Annotated in this window: 15 protein-coding genes; 5 read left to right on the top strand and 10 right to left on the bottom strand. The window is 67.4% G+C overall.

The window, feature by feature from the left end; all coding sequences use genetic code 11:
• Nucleotides 1-101 precede the first annotated feature (101 nt).
• The 9 genes from WDC87_RS03390 to WDC87_RS03350 all read right to left on the bottom strand — a co-directional run bounded on the left by WDC87_RS03390 (nucleotide 102) and on the right by WDC87_RS03350 (nucleotide 8,019).
• Nucleotides 102-1,466 carry an aminodeoxychorismate synthase component I gene (locus tag WDC87_RS03390; RefSeq protein WP_072168231.1) on the bottom strand — a complete coding sequence of 455 codons (1,365 nt, stop codon included), beginning with the start codon at nucleotides 1,464-1,466 and terminating at the stop codon, nucleotides 102-104.
• Nucleotides 1,467-1,567: 101 nt separating this feature from the next.
• On the bottom strand, nucleotides 1,568-2,830 hold the full coding sequence (gene fabF, locus WDC87_RS03385) for a beta-ketoacyl-ACP synthase II (RefSeq protein WP_252744369.1): 1,263 nt from the start codon (nucleotides 2,828-2,830) through the stop codon (nucleotides 1,568-1,570).
• Nucleotides 2,831-2,970: 140 nt separating this feature from the next.
• Complete coding sequence (gene acpP, locus WDC87_RS03380) at nucleotides 2,971-3,210, bottom strand: acyl carrier protein (RefSeq protein ID WP_061480516.1); 240 nt, start codon at nucleotides 3,208-3,210, stop codon at nucleotides 2,971-2,973.
• 152 nt (nucleotides 3,211-3,362) lie between these two features.
• Nucleotides 3,363-4,106, bottom strand: coding sequence for a 3-oxoacyl-ACP reductase FabG (gene fabG / locus WDC87_RS03375; protein WP_005408312.1), 744 nt, complete (start codon nucleotides 4,104-4,106; stop codon nucleotides 3,363-3,365).
• A gap of 81 nt (nucleotides 4,107-4,187) precedes the next feature.
• Entirely contained in the window at nucleotides 4,188-5,132 is a 945-nt protein-coding gene (fabD, locus tag WDC87_RS03370; protein WP_005415507.1) for an ACP S-malonyltransferase, read from the bottom strand.
• A 147-nt stretch (nucleotides 5,133-5,279) separates the two neighbouring features.
• Nucleotides 5,280-6,062, bottom strand: coding sequence for a serine/threonine protein phosphatase (locus tag WDC87_RS03365; protein WP_072168233.1), 783 nt, complete (start codon nucleotides 6,060-6,062; stop codon nucleotides 5,280-5,282).
• Nucleotides 6,063-6,138: 76 nt separating this feature from the next.
• On the bottom strand, nucleotides 6,139-7,116 hold the full coding sequence (locus WDC87_RS03360) for a beta-ketoacyl-ACP synthase III (protein WP_005415505.1): 978 nt from the start codon (nucleotides 7,114-7,116) through the stop codon (nucleotides 6,139-6,141).
• 91 nt (nucleotides 7,117-7,207) lie between these two features.
• Nucleotides 7,208-7,402: a 50S ribosomal protein L32 gene (rpmF, locus tag WDC87_RS03355; protein WP_005408308.1), complete on the bottom strand. Its 195-nt coding sequence runs from the start codon at nucleotides 7,400-7,402 to the stop codon at nucleotides 7,208-7,210.
• 107 nt (nucleotides 7,403-7,509) lie between these two features.
• On the bottom strand, nucleotides 7,510-8,019 hold the full coding sequence (locus WDC87_RS03350; RefSeq protein ID WP_049404889.1) for a YceD family protein: 510 nt from the start codon (nucleotides 8,017-8,019) through the stop codon (nucleotides 7,510-7,512).
• Nucleotides 8,020-8,132: 113 nt separating this feature from the next.
• Between WDC87_RS03350 and WDC87_RS03345 the strand changes: the two genes are divergently transcribed.
• Nucleotides 8,133-8,702: a Maf family nucleotide pyrophosphatase gene (locus WDC87_RS03345; protein WP_088497812.1), complete on the top strand. Its 570-nt coding sequence runs from the start codon at nucleotides 8,133-8,135 to the stop codon at nucleotides 8,700-8,702.
• 102 nt (nucleotides 8,703-8,804) lie between these two features.
• Here WDC87_RS03345 and WDC87_RS03340 read toward each other — a convergent pair whose 3' ends face one another.
• A complete protein-coding gene (locus WDC87_RS03340) occupies nucleotides 8,805-10,640 on the bottom strand; it encodes a glycosyltransferase family 39 protein (protein ID WP_088497813.1) in 1,836 nt (611 codons plus the stop codon).
• Nucleotides 10,641-10,682: 42 nt separating this feature from the next.
• Between WDC87_RS03340 and WDC87_RS03335 the strand changes: the two genes are divergently transcribed.
• From WDC87_RS03335 to WDC87_RS03320, 4 genes are read left to right on the top strand one after another with little or no spacing between them, the layout of a single operon-like run.
• Nucleotides 10,683-11,636, top strand: coding sequence for an AAA family ATPase (locus WDC87_RS03335; RefSeq protein WP_049417066.1), 954 nt, complete (start codon nucleotides 10,683-10,685; stop codon nucleotides 11,634-11,636).
• A gap of 23 nt (nucleotides 11,637-11,659) precedes the next feature.
• Nucleotides 11,660-12,583 carry a DUF58 domain-containing protein gene (locus tag WDC87_RS03330; RefSeq protein WP_061480523.1) on the top strand — a complete coding sequence of 308 codons (924 nt, stop codon included), beginning with the start codon at nucleotides 11,660-11,662 and terminating at the stop codon, nucleotides 12,581-12,583.
• A complete protein-coding gene (locus tag WDC87_RS03325) occupies nucleotides 12,576-14,525 on the top strand; it encodes a DUF3488 and transglutaminase-like domain-containing protein (RefSeq protein WP_252744368.1) in 1,950 nt (649 codons plus the stop codon). Before WDC87_RS03330 ends, WDC87_RS03325 begins: the two co-directional genes overlap by 8 nt.
• The gene (locus tag WDC87_RS03320; RefSeq protein ID WP_005415498.1) at nucleotides 14,522-15,049 is read left to right on the top strand and encodes a Slp family lipoprotein; all 528 of its coding nucleotides are present in this window, start codon (nucleotides 14,522-14,524) and stop codon (nucleotides 15,047-15,049) included. The genes WDC87_RS03325 and WDC87_RS03320 overlap by 4 nt, the downstream gene beginning before the upstream one ends.
• The last annotated feature ends 60 nt before the right edge of the window (nucleotides 15,050-15,109 follow it).

Genomic DNA, 15,109 nt, shown 5'->3' with positions numbered 1-15,109 from the left:
TGGGGTCATGACCGGGGTGGCGCAGGCACCCTGTAGTGCCGGCCGCTGGCCGGCAATCGCGCGGATCGTGGACGAATGAGGTTGCCGGCCAGCGCCCGGCACTACCCCTGCTGGCCGAGCGCGCGCAGCAGGCCGCGGGCCTTCGCGCGGGTCTCGTCCAGTTCCTTGTCCGGGTCCGAATCAACCACGATGCCGGCACCGGTGCGGAAGCTCACCTCGTGGCCATCCACTTCGGCGGTACGGATCAGGATGTTCAGGTCCAGGTCGCCATCGCGGTTCAGCCAGCCGAACGCGCCGGTGTAGGCACCGCGCGGCACCTGCTCCAGCTCGCTGATGATCTGCATGCAGCGCACCTTGGGGCAGCCGGTGATGGTGCCGCCCGGGAACGTTGCGGCGATCACCTCGCCGGGCGTGACCTCCGGGCGCAGGTGGCCGCTGACGTTGCTGACGATGTGGTGCACATGCGCGTAGCTCTCCACGGTCATCAGCTCATCGACAACCACGGTGCCGGGCAGACAGATACGGCCCAGGTCGTTGCGCTCCAGGTCGATCAGCATCACGTGCTCGGCACGCTCCTTCGGGTGGCCGACCAGCTCCTGGATGCGCGCGGCATCATCGTCGCCCTCGAAGCGCGGACGCGTGCCGGCAATCGGACGCGTCTGCGCGTGGCCGGCATGCACCGACACCAGCCGCTCCGGCGAGGAGCTGACCACGTGGCGGCCGTGCGCGCTGAACAAGCCGGCGAACGGTGCCGGGTTGGCACGGCGCAGCTGCGCGTACAGCGCCTGCGGGCTGACCGGCGCAGCGAACTGCGCGCTCCAGCGCCGCGACAGGTTCACCTGGAACACATCGCCGGCACGCAGGTAGTCGATCACCCGGCGCACGCCGTCGGTGAAGCGCTGCGGCGCATCCTCGCCCACCGACTGCGGCGGCTGCCAGCCCTGCCCGGCCTCCGGCAGCGCCTGCGACGCCAAGGTCACCAGCGCCTCCAGCAGGGCCTGCTCACCGGCTTCGGCGATGATGAAACTGGCGTCGTTGTGATGGTCATGCAGCACGGCGGCCGGGCAGCGCAGCGCCAGCGCGGTCGAGCGGCCGTCCTCGCGCGCGCGCGCCGGCAGCACCGGTTCGATCTGGCTGGCCACTTCGTAGTCCAGCATCAACGCCCAGCCGCCGCGGAACGGCAGGCTGTGGCTGCCGTCGTGCGGCAGGCGTTCGTGCTGCCAGGCGCGATCCAGCGCCTGCAGGAACGTGCCGGGCTGCACGGCACCCTGCAGGTCGCGCACCTGGCCATCGGCATCCAGCCGCAGGCAATCGCCCTGCGCGGCCAGCAGCAGGCTCCAGCGGCCCTGGGCGGTGCCCGAGGCGGTGGATTCCATCAGCAGCGGGAAGCGTGCCGGGTCGTGCTGCTGCAGGGCCAGCAGATCGATCGGGTGCGGCAGCGGGTGGATCAGCGGTGCGTGGGTCATGATGGCCAGTTCAGGGATTCAGATGCACGGAAGCCGCCTTGCGGCGGCCTCCTCGTGCGTAATGCACGTTCAGTCGAGCATGGCCCGACGCTACAACCCGGTCAGACGCGCTTGAAGATCAGCGTGCCGTTGGTGCCGCCGAAGCCGAAGCCATTGGACATCACCACGTCAACCTTGGCCTGGCGTGCTTCGTTGGGCACGTAGTCCAGGTCGCAGCCTTCGCCCGGCTGCTGCAGGTTGATGGTCGGCGGAATGACGTTGTCCTGCAGCGCCATCACCGAGAAGATCGCTTCCACGCCGCCGGCCGCGCCCAGCAGGTGGCCGGTCATCGACTTGGTGGAGCTGACCATCATCTTGTAGGCGTGGTCGCCGAAAGCGGTCTTCATCGCCATGGTCTCGCCCAGGTCACCCAGCGGCGTGGACGTGCCATGCGCGTTGAGGTAACCCACCTGTTCGGGGGTCACGCCGGCGTCCTTCATCGCCATGACCATGCAGCGCGCGGCACCTTCGCCGTTCTCGCTCGGCGCAGTCATGTGGTACGCGTCGGAGCTGGCGCCGAAGCCGGCCAGTTCGCAGTAGATCTTCGCGCCACGGGCCTTGGCGTGCTCGTACTCTTCCAGGATCAGGATGCCGGCGCCGTCGCCCAGCACGAAGCCGTCACGGTCCTTGTCCCACGGGCGCGAGGCCTGTTCCGGGGCGTCGTTGCGGGTGCTCATCGCCTTCATCGCGCAGAAGCCCCCCACGGCGGTCGGCGACGAGCCACGTTCGGCACCACCCACCACCATCACGTCGGCGTCGCCGTACTGGATCATACGCATCGCGGTGCCGATCGAATGGTTCGAGGTCGCGCACGCCGACACCGCCGAGAACGACGGCCCCTTCAGGCCGGCGATGATGCTCAGCTGGCCCGGCAGCATGTTGATGATGGTCTTGGGCACGTAGAAGGGCGAGATCTTCTTGCCCTCATGGAACTCGATGGTCTGCTCTTCGATACCGAGCAGGCCGCCGATGCCGGCGCCGACAATGGCGCCGATGCGCTCGGCATTGGCGTCGGTGATCTCCAGGCCCGAGTCGTGCAGGGCCATGAACGAGGCACCGAGGCCGTAATGGATGAACGGGTCCATCTTCTTGGCATCCTTGCCGCTGACCCGGTACTTGCCGAACAGTTCGTTGTCGGCGGTGATGTCAAAGCCCTTGACCTCACCTGCAATCTTGGTGGTGAACCGGTCCAGGTAGGCATCAGAAATGTTGGTCAGCGGACCGATGCCCGAACGACCCTGGGTGATGCCTTCCCAGCTGCTGGCCAGATCATTGCCCAACGGCGAGACGATACCCAGGCCGGTTACGACGACGCGACGCTTCATTGCTGATTCTCCTGACCCGAAGGTTCAATCGGGTAACACGGTTTGCTTCGGTGTGATGCTCAAACACACGGGGCCGCAACTGCGGCCCCATGGGGTGCGGTGCGCGGCGAGCGGAGACCCGCGCGCACTGCCGTCTGACATCAGGCCTTGACGTGGGCCGTGATGTAGTCGATGGCGGCCTGCACGGTGCTGATCTTCTCGGCTTCTTCGTCCGGGATCTCGCACTCGAATTCTTCTTCCAGGGCCATCACCAGCTCGACGGTGTCCAGCGAGTCAGCGCCCAGGTCATCGACGAACGATGCGCTGTTGGTGACTTCATCTTCCTTGACGCCAAGCTGTTCGACGACGATTTTCTTGACGCGTTCTTCGATGGTGCTCATGGGATCTCGCTCCAGATGGAGTTGTGGTTCAAAAGTGGTCGCCATCAAGGGCGATGGCCGTGGGATAGTGTAGTGGAAACCGGCGCGGCCTTGCATTGCAGCAAAAACCTCCGCAGATCAACCACTTGCGGCGCAATCCCTGCGCCCCTTGCTTACGGCATGTACATGCCGCCGTTCACATGGAGGGTTTCGCCGGTGATGTAACCGGCAGCCGGGCTGGCCAGGAACGCCACCGCATGGGCGATGTCCTCCGGCGAACCCAGGCGTTCGAGGGCGATGTCGTTGATCAGCGCGGTACGCGCTTCTTCCGGCAACGCCTTGGTCATGTCGGTGTCGATGAAGCCGGGTGCGACAACATTGACGGTGACGCCGCGCGAGCCGATTTCCTTGGCCAGCGACTTGCTGAAGCCGATGATGCCGGCCTTGGCGGCCGCGTAGTTGGCCTGGCCGGCATTGCCGGTCACGCCCACCACCGATGCGATGTTGATGATGCGGCCCTTGCGCGCCTTCATCATGCCGCGCATCACCGCCTTGCTGGTACGGAACACGCTGGTCAGGTTGGTGTCGATGATCGACGCCCAGTCCTCGTCCTTCATGCGCATCAGCAGGTTGTCGCGGGTGATGCCGGCATTGTTGACCAGGATCGAGATCGGGCCGAATTCCTTGGCGATGCCATCGAGCACGCTGTCCAGCGCGGCGGCGTCGGTGACGTTCAGCGCGCGGCCGTGACCGCCGTGGGCGGCCAGGCGCTCACCGATCGCGGCGGCGCCGGATTCGGTGGTGGCGGTGCCGATGACGGTGGCGCCCTGGGCGGCCAGCAGATCGGCGATGGCGGCGCCAATGCCACGGCTGGCACCGGTGACCAGTGCGATTTCACCCTGCAGGGGCTTGCTCATGATGTTTTCCTCAGACGGGAGCGGCCGCCGCACCGTGCCGCTTGCAGCGGCCACCGGTACGGTCGGCAGGAACAGGGAAGGTCAGGCCGACCATGCCTCGCGGGCGGCTTCGAAGTCGCCCGGCGTGGCCAACGGACGGCCGTCGATGGCCTTGTCGATGCGCTTGACCAGGCCGGTCAGCACCTTGCCTGGGCCGCACTCGGCGATCTGGGTGATGCCGCGGGCGGCCAACGCCTGCACGCAACCGGTCCACTGCACCGGCTGGTACAGCTGCTGGACCAGCGCAGTGCGGATGGCGTCCACGCCGTCGTGCACCTGGGCATCGACGTTCTGCACCACCGGCAGCTGCGGCGCCTGCCAGGACAGGCCGGCCATCACTTCGGCCAGGCGGTTGGCGGCTTCGCGCATCAACGGGGTGTGCGAGGGCACGCTGACGGCCAGCTTGACCGCCTTGCGCACGCCCTTCTCGGCCAGCAATGCCAGCGCACGGTCGACCGCATCGGCGTCGCCACCGATCACGATCTGGCCCGGCGAATTGAAGTTGGCCGGCACCACTACCTGGCTGCCTGCGGCTTCGGCGCAGACATCCAGCACCAGCTGGTCTTCGGCACCGAGCACGGCGGCCATGGCGCCGACACCGGCCGGCGCCGCTTCCTGCATCAGCTGGCCACGCAGGCGCACCAGGTGCGCACCGTCATGCAGGCTCAGCGCGCCGGCGGCAACCAGGGCGGTGTACTCGCCCAGGCTGTGGCCGGACAGCACCGACGGGCGCGGACCGCCCACGGCGTTCCAGGCACGCCACACGCCGATACTCGCGGCCAGCAGGGCCGGCTGCGTGTATTCGGTACGGTTGAGCATTTCCTCCGGGCCGCCCTGGGACAGCGCCCACAGGTCGACGCCGGCACCATCGGATGCCTCGGTGAAGGCTTCACGCACCTGCGGGTGCAGTTCGGCCAGCTCGGCCACCATGCCCACAGACTGCGAGCCCTGGCCGGGGAAGACAAAAGCGAGGGTGGATACGGTCACGCGGTCATCCGCTTGTTGCAATCGAAGCGGGCCATGATAAGGGGGAATCCGCTGTGTCGTCTGTACGTGCGCGTATGCAGGCGTATGGAGCAATGACAGGGTCAGATCCCTTTTCCACGGGAAATGGGATCTGAGCCCGGCCAACGATCAGCAGAACAGCTGCAGCACGTCCAGATCGCCGTCGGCGAGGAAATCCACGCACAGGCCCACCAGCATCAGCACGCCAGCAGTGCTGGCACCGTGGGTGATGAAGATCGAATGGGCCAGCGCGCGCGCTGAGCGGCCCAGCTTCATGCAGACCCTGGCCAGGCTGCGCAGGCGGCCACTGACCGCATGCACGTGCTCGCGCACCGGCGCCTGGGCCTCGCCCATCGCCTCGGCCATCATCGCCTGCAGATGTTCGGGGCGATCAGCGTAGTACTTGGCCACGCCATAGCCGAACATCAGCCAGTCGCGGGCCTGCGCTTCGGACAGGTCCATCACTTCCAGCGGATCTTCCTCGAAATCGATGAAGCCGACCTGCTGCCCATCCCAGGTGAGATTGCGCGGCAGCGGCTGGCCAAAATAGGCGCCGCGCGCATGCGCTTGGGCAATGGCCTGCATCGCCGCCATCACCAGCCGATCACGACCTGCTTCGTCGGCTTCGCGCAGGCAGGTATTGAACGAGCTGCCGTTGTCGCCGATTACCAGCGCGGCATGGCCGGTGCCCAGCACGTTCGGCACGTTCACGCCTTGGGCCTGCAGCTCTGCAAGGCGGCGGGCCTCGGTTTCGCGCGCGGCGTCGCCGCCACGGTGCGGAGGAGGACGAAGGGCGTCGAGATGGAAACGACGGGCAACAAAATTGAGCAGGCCCAGGGCCAGCGCCCGGCTTCCCTTGCCGTACTGCTTCAGCCAGGCACGTTGCCCTTCGATGACGATGGGCTCAACCATGACAGGTCCTCCTTAAACGCGTTACGGCCCCGAAGGGCCGTAACGACAAGACTTCACATTGTCGTAACTTGCACTATCAATAGCGCAGCAGGGCCGAACCCCAGGTGAAGCCGCCACCAAAGGCTTCCAGCAGCAGCAGCTGGCCGCGCTCGACCCTGCCCGAACGCACGGCGGCGTCCAGCGCCAGCGGCACCGAACCGGACGAGGTGTTGCCGTGCTTGTCGACGGTCACCACGACCTGGTCCATCGACATGTCCAGGCGCTTGGCGGTGGCTTCGATGATGCGCAGGTTGGCCTGGTGCGGGATCAGCCAATCCAGGTCGGACTTGTCCAGGCCGTTGGCGGCCAGGGTCTCGTCCACGACCGAGTCCAGCGCCTTGACGGCGTACTTGAACACGTCGTTGCCCTTCATGTTGATGGTGCCGCCACCATTGGCGCCATCCTTGAAGCCGGTCGAAACGCCGACCGGGTTCCACAGCAGTTCCTTCTTGCTGCCATCGGCATGCAGGTGGGTGCTGAGGATGCCGGTCTCTTCGTCGGCCTTGAGCACGACGGCGCCGGCGCCATCACCGAACAGCACGCAGGTGGTGCGATCGTTCCAGTCGACCATGCGGGTCAACGTTTCGGTGCCGATCACCAGCACGTGCTTGCAGTCGCCGGAGCGGATGAATTTGTCGGCCACGCCCAGCGCGAACACGAATCCGGAACAGGCTGCGTTGACGTCGAAGGCGGGGCACCCGGCCACACCGAGCTTGGCCTGGATCAGGCACGCGGTGGACGGGAAAATAAGGTCAGGCGTGGTCGTGCCGACCACGATCATGTCGAGCTGCGAGGCATCGATGCCTGCGGCTTCAAGCGCGCGCAGGGCGGCGTTGTAGCCAAGGTCGCTGGTGGTCTCGCCTTCGGCCGCGATGTGCCGTTCACGAATTCCGGTGCGCGACTGGATCCACTCATCCGAGGTTTCGACCATTTTTTCCAGGTCGGCGTTGGTCAGGACTTTCTCCGGCAAATAGCTACCGGTGCCCGCGATCCTCGAATAGATCCGCTTGCTCATCATGTTTCCTGTTGCGCGGGCCGCCGATCACCGGCACGCCCGGGAAAGAAGGCAAAGGCCGCTGCCCGGAGGCAGCGGCCTTCCCGGCACATCAATCTTCTTCGACGGCCGAGGTCTTGGTCTGGATGACCTTCTTGCCGCGGTAGAAACCGTCAGCAGTGATGTGGTGACGCAGGTGCACTTCGCCGGTGGTCGGGTCGGTCGACAGCTGCTTGGCGCTCAGGGCGTCATGCGAACGGCGCTGGCCGCGGCGGGACGGGGTAACACGGGATTTCTGGACAGCCATGGGATTGCTCCAAACTCGGTTCGTTTTGCTTCGTCGTTTCGTCGCACAGGACGCCAGCGCCCAGCACACTTTTCGCTTTCGCCGCAGCCGCCGACGACAACCGGCTGCTATTGTTTCTTCAATGCCGCCAACGCCGCAAACGGGTTGGCCTTCTTTGTTTCTTCTTCGCTCGGTGCCCAGTCCTTGTCGACTGCTTCACCGTCGGGCGACAGCGGCACCACAGGCACCGCCAGCACCAGCTCGTCCTCGACCAGGTCCAGCGGACGCAGCTGGCCGTCTTCCGGCACCAGCAACGCCTCGTATTCCTCCGGCAGGGACGATTCCTCGTCCTCGTCGCGGATCAGACCAAGCCTCTGGGTCACCTTCACCGGCAACAGGAATCGCTGCATGCTGCGCTGACAGGTCAGCGGCAACGCGGTGTCGATGGTCAGTTCCACATAGGATACCCGCAAGACGTCGTCGCGACCGAATTCAAGCGAGTAGACACACTCGCCGTCGGTATCTGCGACCAACCCCTGCAGGCGGGTCAATTCAGCCAGGGAGACCTGACCGTCGAAGCGCCTTCGCGCTACAACCATCCGCCAGGCATCCAGCGTTTCGGGCACGTTCGCGGACATAAGCCGCTGAATACTAAGGATCGCACCGCCCGCTGTCAAATGCCCGCCATACAGGACTTGCTGCTGGCGTTGCCGGCGGGCCAGACTGCCGCACCCTGCCCCGGTATTCTCGCATGTCACTGGTCCTGGCCTCCACCTCCCGCTACCGTCGCGAACTGCTGCAACGGCTGGGCCTGCCCTTCGACTGCGCACGCCCGGAGGTGGATGAAACGCCGTTGAACGGCGAGGGGCCGCTGGCCCTGGCCACGCGCCTGGCCGCCGCCAAGGCGGCCGATGTCGCCACGCGCCATCCGGGTGCCTGGGTGATCGGCTCGGACCAGGTCGCCGACCTGAACGGCCAGCCGCTGGGCAAGCCGGGCACGGTCGAGGCGGCCTGTGCGCAGCTGGTGGCGATGTCCGGGCAGACGGTACGCTTTCACACGGCAATCAGTCTCAGGCGGGATGGAGAATCCCTCGCCGCCCTGGATCTGACCGAAGTGCACTTCCGCGCGCTGGACTCGCGGGAGATCGCCCGCTACGTCGCCACCGAGCAACCCCTGGACTGCGCCGGCAGCTTCAAGTGCGAGGGCCTGGGCATCAGCCTGTTTGAGGCGATCGACAACCGCGACCCGACCGCGCTGGTCGGCCTGCCACTGATCGCGCTGTGCGGCCTGCTGCGCAGAGCCGGATTCGCGGTGCCCTGAACGGTAGAGCCGAGCCCATGCCCGGCTGCCTTTTTCGAGGCTGCCTGCCATCTGATTCGGAAGCAGCCAAGCATCGGCTCCGCTCCACAGGACCAGAGGACCTCAACGAACCTCGAACGGTTGCTCCTGCCACGCCTCCACGCTGCCATCGCGCCCGTGCAGGCGCAGGCCGAGCCAGTGCCGGCCCGGCGCCAGCGTGGTGGTGTCCAGCGACGCGTCGAAGCCCACCGCCGGATGCTGCGGATCGGTACTGTCCGGCCAGGCGGGGCGAACGTCGAACACGCGCCCGTAACGCGCGTCACCGATCGAGCGGCCATCAACCAGCACTTCAACCCGCGCCAGCCCGACCCCATCCTTGAATGCCCAGCCCTTGATGGCGAGCGTTCCGGAGACCTTCTCACCGTTGGACGGCGCATCCAGCCAGGCCATCGCGGGTGTTACGCAGGGCCCCTGTGCACGCTTGGCCGGCAGCCGGAACAGCAGGAACCGCTGGAAACCATGATCGCTGCTGACCACCCGCGGCGCAGGCAGCGGCCCCACCTGCTCGCAGATGGTGTGATAGCGCGCCAGCAGGTCGCGGTAGCGCTGGTCACTGGGTGAAAGCACCAGCAGCATCGGCACACTGCGCGGGCTTTCGTGCAGCAGGTCCCACTGCGCCAGCTGTGCGGTGCGCCCATGCTTGTCGTTGAGCGGATGTGGCAGCACCTCGATATCGCCATTGCCCAGCTGGAAGCCCAGTTCGGCACCGACCTTGAAGTTGCCCGCCAGGACACGCGTACCCGGTGGCATCTGCCGCAGTTCGTCACGCACCGCCACGGCCAGTGGCTGCCAGCCGGCAAAGTTGCGCGGGTAGTACTTGCTGCCGGCCATCTGCTCGCGCAGTGCCGGCGTGGACGCCATCAGGTAGTAGCCGAACGCCAGCACGGTACCTGCAGCGGCCAGCCACCAGCCGGTACGGCGCAACCAGCGCGGCCAACCGTTGAGGACCACCGGCACGGCCACCAGCAACGCCAGGTAGCCTGGCAAGGGCCAGTGGAAACTGATCCGCTCGACATCGGTGAAGAAGCCCAGCAGGAAGATGCCCAGCGTCGACACCCCGCCCACCAGGCCGAAATAGCGCCACTGCACCCGCGCCCCACCGCCACTGCGGGTACCCGCCAGGGCGACCTTCCACATCGCGATGCACAGGATCGGCGTCACCAGCATCGGCTGGATCACCAGGAACCACAGCCCCTCCCACTCGAACGCCCACGGGTGGCGCTCGACCACCTGGAACTTCAGGCCGGCATCGTGGTTGTCGGCATTCCACGCCAGCAACGGCAGCCAGGCCAGCACGCCCACCGCCAGCGCCACCCATACGCGCGGATCGGCCAGCATGCGACGGCCCTGCGGCAACGCCAGCAGCGCAATGAAGCCGACACCGATGACACCAATGAAACGGTAGTGGCTGAGCGCACCGATCAGCAGGCCCAGCGCCAGCTTCATCGCCGAGGACGCATCCACGCTGTGCAGCAGGCGCGCGCCGGCGTGCAGGCAGATCACCGCCGCCAGCGCCATCGGTACGTCCGGCACGGCCAGCAGGCCCAGCGTGGCCGACAACGGCATCAGCAGGGTCAGGCTGCCCGCCTGCCACCCGGCCACGTTGCCAAACCAGCGCGTGGCGATGCGCACCACCAGCATCGGCAGCAGCGCGCCGATGGCCAGGAACGGCAGGCGCAATGCGAGTACGTGATGGCCACCGATCTCCACGCCCAGGCGTGCAAGCCAGGCGGTCAGCCCCGGCAGGTCGGAATAGGCAGCGGCCAGGTGCTGGCCTTCCTGCCAATAGAACGCCTCATCGACGAACAGCGGCAGGCGCGCGGCCACCACCAGCTTGGCCGCTGTGATCAGCGTCCACAACCAGAGAAAAATCGCCCGCGCGCGCTGTTCGCCTTGCATTGCTCTATGGATAATCGAATGGATTCCAGACCTGAGACGATCATGCCAGCCTCGTCCCCCAATCCCAGCATGCTAACCGATCAACTGCGCCAGGCCCTGCGGGAGGCACAGGATCAGGTGAACGCACTGGTGCTGGGCAAGGTGCCGGAAGTCAGGCTGGCCTTTGTCGCCCTGCTTTCTGGCGGCCACCTGCTCATCGAGGATCTGCCCGGGCTGGGCAAGACCACGTTGGCGCACGCATTGGCCAGCAGCCTCGGTCTCAGCTTCCAGCGCGTGCAGTTCACCTCCGACCTGTTGCCGGCGGACGTACTTGGCGTTTCGGTGTACGAGGCCGGCAGCCGCCAGTTCCAGTTCCATCCCGGCCCGGTGTTCACCCACGTGCTGCTGGCCGATGAGATCAACCGTGCACCGCCGCGGACACAGAGTGCGCTGCTGGAAGCGATGGCCGAGCAGCAGGTCACACTGGATGGACAGACACATCCACTGCCCGACCCGTTCTTCGTGATCGCCACGCAGAACCCGGTCGACCTGTCCGGCACCTTCCCGTTGCCGGATTCGCAGCTGGATCGTTTCCTGCTGCGGCTGGCGATGGGCTACCCCAGCGCGCAGGCCGAGCGCGAGCTGCTGCGCGGCAGTGATCGCCGCGACCTGATCGCACGCGCGGTGCCAAAGCTGGACGACACCCAGGTGCGTGCATTGCGTGAAGCGGTTGGCCAGGTGCATGCCAGCGACGCGCTGATCGACTATGTGCAGGCGCTGCTGACCCGCAGCCGACACCATGCCGGCGTGCGCGTAGGCCTGTCACCGCGCGCGGGACTGGCCCTGCTGCGTGCCGCCAGGGCACATGCGCTGCTGCTTGGCCGCGGGCATGTGGTGCCCGAAGACGTGCAGACCCTGTTCGTGGCGGTGGCCGGCCATCGCCTGGTGGCCGAAGCCGAATCCAGCTCCGGGCCGGCGCTGGCGCGGGCGATCCTGCAGACCGTCGCGGTGGACTGAAGGTGGCCACACGCTGGGCACGCATGCAGCTGCTGGCGCGCCCCCGCAGGCCCGAAGCCCTGCCGCAGCGACTGGACCGCCATCGCATCTACGTGCTACCGACACGCTTCGGCCTGTTCGTCGCCACCCTGCTGTCGGCGATGCTGCTGGGCGCATTGAACTACAACAACAACCCGGCCCTGCTGCTGGCGCTGCTGCTGGCCGCGGCAGCGATCGCCAGCGCCATCGCCGCGCACCTGCAACTGTCCGGCATACAGATCGATGCAATCTCCGCCGAACCAGTACCGGCCGGGCATCCCCTGCGCCTGCGCGTGGACCTTTCGTTGCGCGACCCGCGCGCGCGCCACGGGCTGCACCTGCAGCTGGGCGCAAGCGAGGCCTGGGTCGCACTGCCTGCACACGGTCGCGGCGAAGTGGAGCTGGATGTTCCCAGCGAGCGCCGCGGCTGGCTGGAACTGCCCCGCATCCGCCTGTCGAGCACGCAGCCGCTGGGACTGGTGCGGGCATGGTCGTGGGTGTGGCCGGAGCAACCGCTGCTGGTCTACCCGCTGGCCGAGGCCCAGGCACCGCCCCTCCCTGAAAGTGGCAGCGATCCCCTGCACACCCGCGCCCACGCCACGGGCGAAGAGCTGCATCAGCTGCGCCCCTATCGTGCCGGCGATGCTCCGCGCAGCATTGCCTGGAAACACTCGGCGCGCCGCGACAGCCTGCTGGTACGCGAGTACGAGAAGCCGATCGGCATCGAAGTGGTGCTGGATTGGCGCACGCTGGCAGCGCTGGGCCATGAAGCGCGCATCGCACGCCTGGCACGCTGGGTCGACATGGCCGAACGCGAAGGCCGTCGCTATACGCTGCTGCTTCCGGCCCATCCGCCGTTGGGGCCCGGCCAGGGTGCCAGCCACCACCACCTGTGCCTGCGCGCACTGGCATTGATGCCCCATGACTGAGCCTGCCGTCCTGCTCGACCGCAACGCCCGCAGCTGGACCCTGGCCAGCGCAGCGCTGGCGCTGCTGCCACTGCTGCTGCAGCTGCCGCCGGTGCTGGCCAGCGTGATCGCGATCGCCGCCGTGCTGACCGCTGCGCTTTCATGGCGGCGGCTGCTGCCGATGCCGGTCCGCCTGTTGCTGGTGCTGGCCATGCTTGCCGCCATCGTCTGGCAGATGGGCATGGTGCGGCCGGGCCGCGATACCGGCTGCGCATTGCTGGCAGCGATGCTGGCGATCAAGTCCAGCGAGCTGCGCAACCTGCGCGATGCGCGCAGCCTGCTGGGCTTCGCGTTGTTCTCGCCGTTCGCGGCCTTCCTGCTCGACCAGGGGCCGCTGACCACCGGGCTGGCAGCGCTGGCCGCAGTTGCCGCACTGCTGGCCCTGCAACGCCTGGCCCTGGACGAGGGCCACAGCCCTCGCCTGCCGCTGCGCGGACAACTGCGTGGCGTCGGCCGCCTGCTGGGGATCGGCCTGCCACTCGCGCTGGCCTGCTTCTGGCTGTTCCCGCGCTTGTCCACGCCGCTGTGGGGCGTACCCGAGCGAGCGGTGGGCACACCGGGCCTGGCTGACAGCATGGCGCCGGACCAGTGGCTGGACCTGATGGCCGACGACACCCCGGCGTTGCGCGTGCAGTTTTTCGGCGCGGTGCCCGAGCCTGCGCAGCGCTATTGGCGCGGCCCGGTGCTGACGTCGTTCGACGGCCACCGCTGGAGCCGCGATCGCGCGACGGCCGGGCGCCCCGCACCGGTAGTCGAAACCGCCGCACAGGGTTGGGACTACCAGATCGACTACGAGCCCACCGACCGTCGCCTGCTGGTGGCACTGGACCTGCCCAGCCGCGCACCGGAGGGCAGCAGCTTCGATGCCGACATGAGCCTGCGCAGCGACCGCACGCTGTCCGCGCTCAGCCGCTGGCGGTTGCATTCGGCGCCGCCGCAACGGTTCGACACCGATCTGTCGCCCTACCTGCGCCGCGCGGCGCTGCAGCTTCCGCCGGGCTTCAATCCGCGCACCGCCCAGCTCGCGCGGCAATGGCGGCAGGAGGCCGGCAGCGATGACGAGGCCATCGTCCGCCGTGCGCTGCAATGGATCACCCGCGACTTCTCCTACACGCTGGATACACCGGTGGCGGGGCGCGATCCGGTCGACGATTTCCTGTTCAACTACAAGGCCGGCTTCTGCCAGCACTTCAGTTCGGCCTTCGTAGTGCTGATGCGCAATGCCGGCATTCCGGCCCGGGTGGTGACCGGCTTCGCAGGCGGTACCCGCAACCGCATCGGCGACTACTGGGTGGTGCGTCGCATGGATGCCCACGCCTGGGCCGAAGTCTGGCTGCCGCAACGCGGCTGGGTGCGGGTCGACCCGACTGCCGCCGTGGCACCCGAACGCATCCTGGACACCCTGGACGACCGCCTGCAGGCCGGCACCGATACCCCACTGCAACAGCGCTGGCTGCAGCTGGGGAAGATGGGTGACTGGCTGCGCCGCGGCTGGAACGACCTGGTGCTGTCCTTCGATGCACGCCGCCAGCAGCAACTGCTCAAGCCGTTCGGGCTGGATGACCTCGGGCCGGCGCAGCTGGTGACCGGATTCGTGGTCGCCGCCCTGCTGGCACTGGCGTGGATGGCCTGGCTGCTGGCCCGCGGCGAGCGCGAGCGCGACCCGCTGCTGCGCGCCTGGCACCGGCTCGGGCGGCGGTATGCGCGCCTTGGCCTGGCCCGCGAACCGCACGAAACCGCACAGGACTGGGCACAGCGGGTTCACCGGCAGCGACCCGACCCGACCCTGCTCGCGCTCAGCCAGCGTTTCGCCGACGCGCGCTACGCTGGAACTTGCACCGACCTCGCTTCATTATTGCGGGACCTGCGCAGGCATCGCCCGACTTCCGGAGCCTCCCCATGAACACCAAGTTCCTCCTCACCGCTGTGGCCACGCTGGCCCTGTCGGCCTGCGCCACGGCCCCCAAGCCGCTGCAGGGACAGTTCAGCCTGGTTTCCCCGCGCGACTCGGTCGCCACCCAGCAGGTCGGCACGCCGGTCCGATGGGGCGGCCGCATCATCGAGACCAAGCCCGGCCAGGGCGAGACCTGCTTCCAGATGATCTCGCGCCCGCTCAACGCCAGTGGCCGCCCGAACACCACCTCGTCCGACGCCAGCGACGGCCGCTTCATTGCCTGCCGCGCCGGTTTCTACGACCCGGCCGTGTTTGAAGCCGGGCGTGACGTGACCTTCATCGGCAAGATCGACGGCTACCAGAACACCCGCATCGGGGACTACGACTACCGCCTGCCGAAGCTGTCGGCCGATGTGATCTACCTGTGGCCGGAACAGCGCCAGGTCGATGTGGTGCCCTACCCCTATGGTCCGTGGGGTCCGGGTCCGTGGGGCCCGTACTGGGGTGGCTACGGCCGTTGGGGCTGGTGGTGATCGCCCCCCAGCCCGCATGATCGGAAAAGGCCGCCTTCGGGCGGCCTTTTTCATCCACGC

The sequence above is a fragment of the Stenotrophomonas maltophilia group sp. Smal12 genome, from assembly GCF_037079935.1.
Classification (GTDB): domain Bacteria; phylum Pseudomonadota; class Gammaproteobacteria; order Xanthomonadales; family Xanthomonadaceae; genus Stenotrophomonas; species Stenotrophomonas sepilia.
Note: the sequence above shows the minus strand (reverse complement) of the source record. Positions and strands in the feature narration are given on the sequence as shown.

Bases quoted from the DNA above. Each gene is read 5' to 3' on its own strand.
- WDC87_RS03390 (WP_072168231.1), bottom strand. From the start codon at position 1,466: ATGACCCACGCACCGCTGATCCACCCGCTGCCGCACCCGATCGATCTG.
- fabF (WP_252744369.1), bottom strand. From the start codon at position 2,830: ATGAAGCGTCGCGTCGTCGTAACCGGCCTGGGTATCGTCTCGCCGTTG.
- acpP (WP_061480516.1), bottom strand. From the start codon at position 3,210: ATGAGCACCATCGAAGAACGCGTCAAGAAAATCGTCGTCGAACAGCTT.
- fabG (WP_005408312.1), bottom strand. From the start codon at position 4,106: ATGAGCAAGCCCCTGCAGGGTGAAATCGCACTGGTCACCGGTGCCAGC.
- WDC87_RS03365 (WP_072168233.1), bottom strand. From the start codon at position 6,062: ATGGTTGAGCCCATCGTCATCGAAGGGCAACGTGCCTGGCTGAAGCAG.
- WDC87_RS03360 (WP_005415505.1), bottom strand. From the start codon at position 7,116: ATGAGCAAGCGGATCTATTCGAGGATCGCGGGCACCGGTAGCTATTTG.
- rpmF (WP_005408308.1), bottom strand. From the start codon at position 7,402: ATGGCTGTCCAGAAATCCCGTGTTACCCCGTCCCGCCGCGGCCAGCGC.
- WDC87_RS03350 (WP_049404889.1), bottom strand. From the start codon at position 8,019: ATGTCCGCGAACGTGCCCGAAACGCTGGATGCCTGGCGGATGGTTGTA.
- WDC87_RS03345 (WP_088497812.1), top strand. From the start codon at position 8,133: ATGTCACTGGTCCTGGCCTCCACCTCCCGCTACCGTCGCGAACTGCTG.
- WDC87_RS03340 (WP_088497813.1), bottom strand. From the start codon at position 10,640: ATGCAAGGCGAACAGCGCGCGCGGGCGATTTTTCTCTGGTTGTGGACG.
- WDC87_RS03335 (WP_049417066.1), top strand. From the start codon at position 10,683: ATGCCAGCCTCGTCCCCCAATCCCAGCATGCTAACCGATCAACTGCGC.
- WDC87_RS03330 (WP_061480523.1), top strand. From the start codon at position 11,660: ATGCAGCTGCTGGCGCGCCCCCGCAGGCCCGAAGCCCTGCCGCAGCGA.
- WDC87_RS03325 (WP_252744368.1), top strand. From the start codon at position 12,576: ATGACTGAGCCTGCCGTCCTGCTCGACCGCAACGCCCGCAGCTGGACC.
- WDC87_RS03320 (WP_005415498.1), top strand. From the start codon at position 14,522: ATGAACACCAAGTTCCTCCTCACCGCTGTGGCCACGCTGGCCCTGTCG.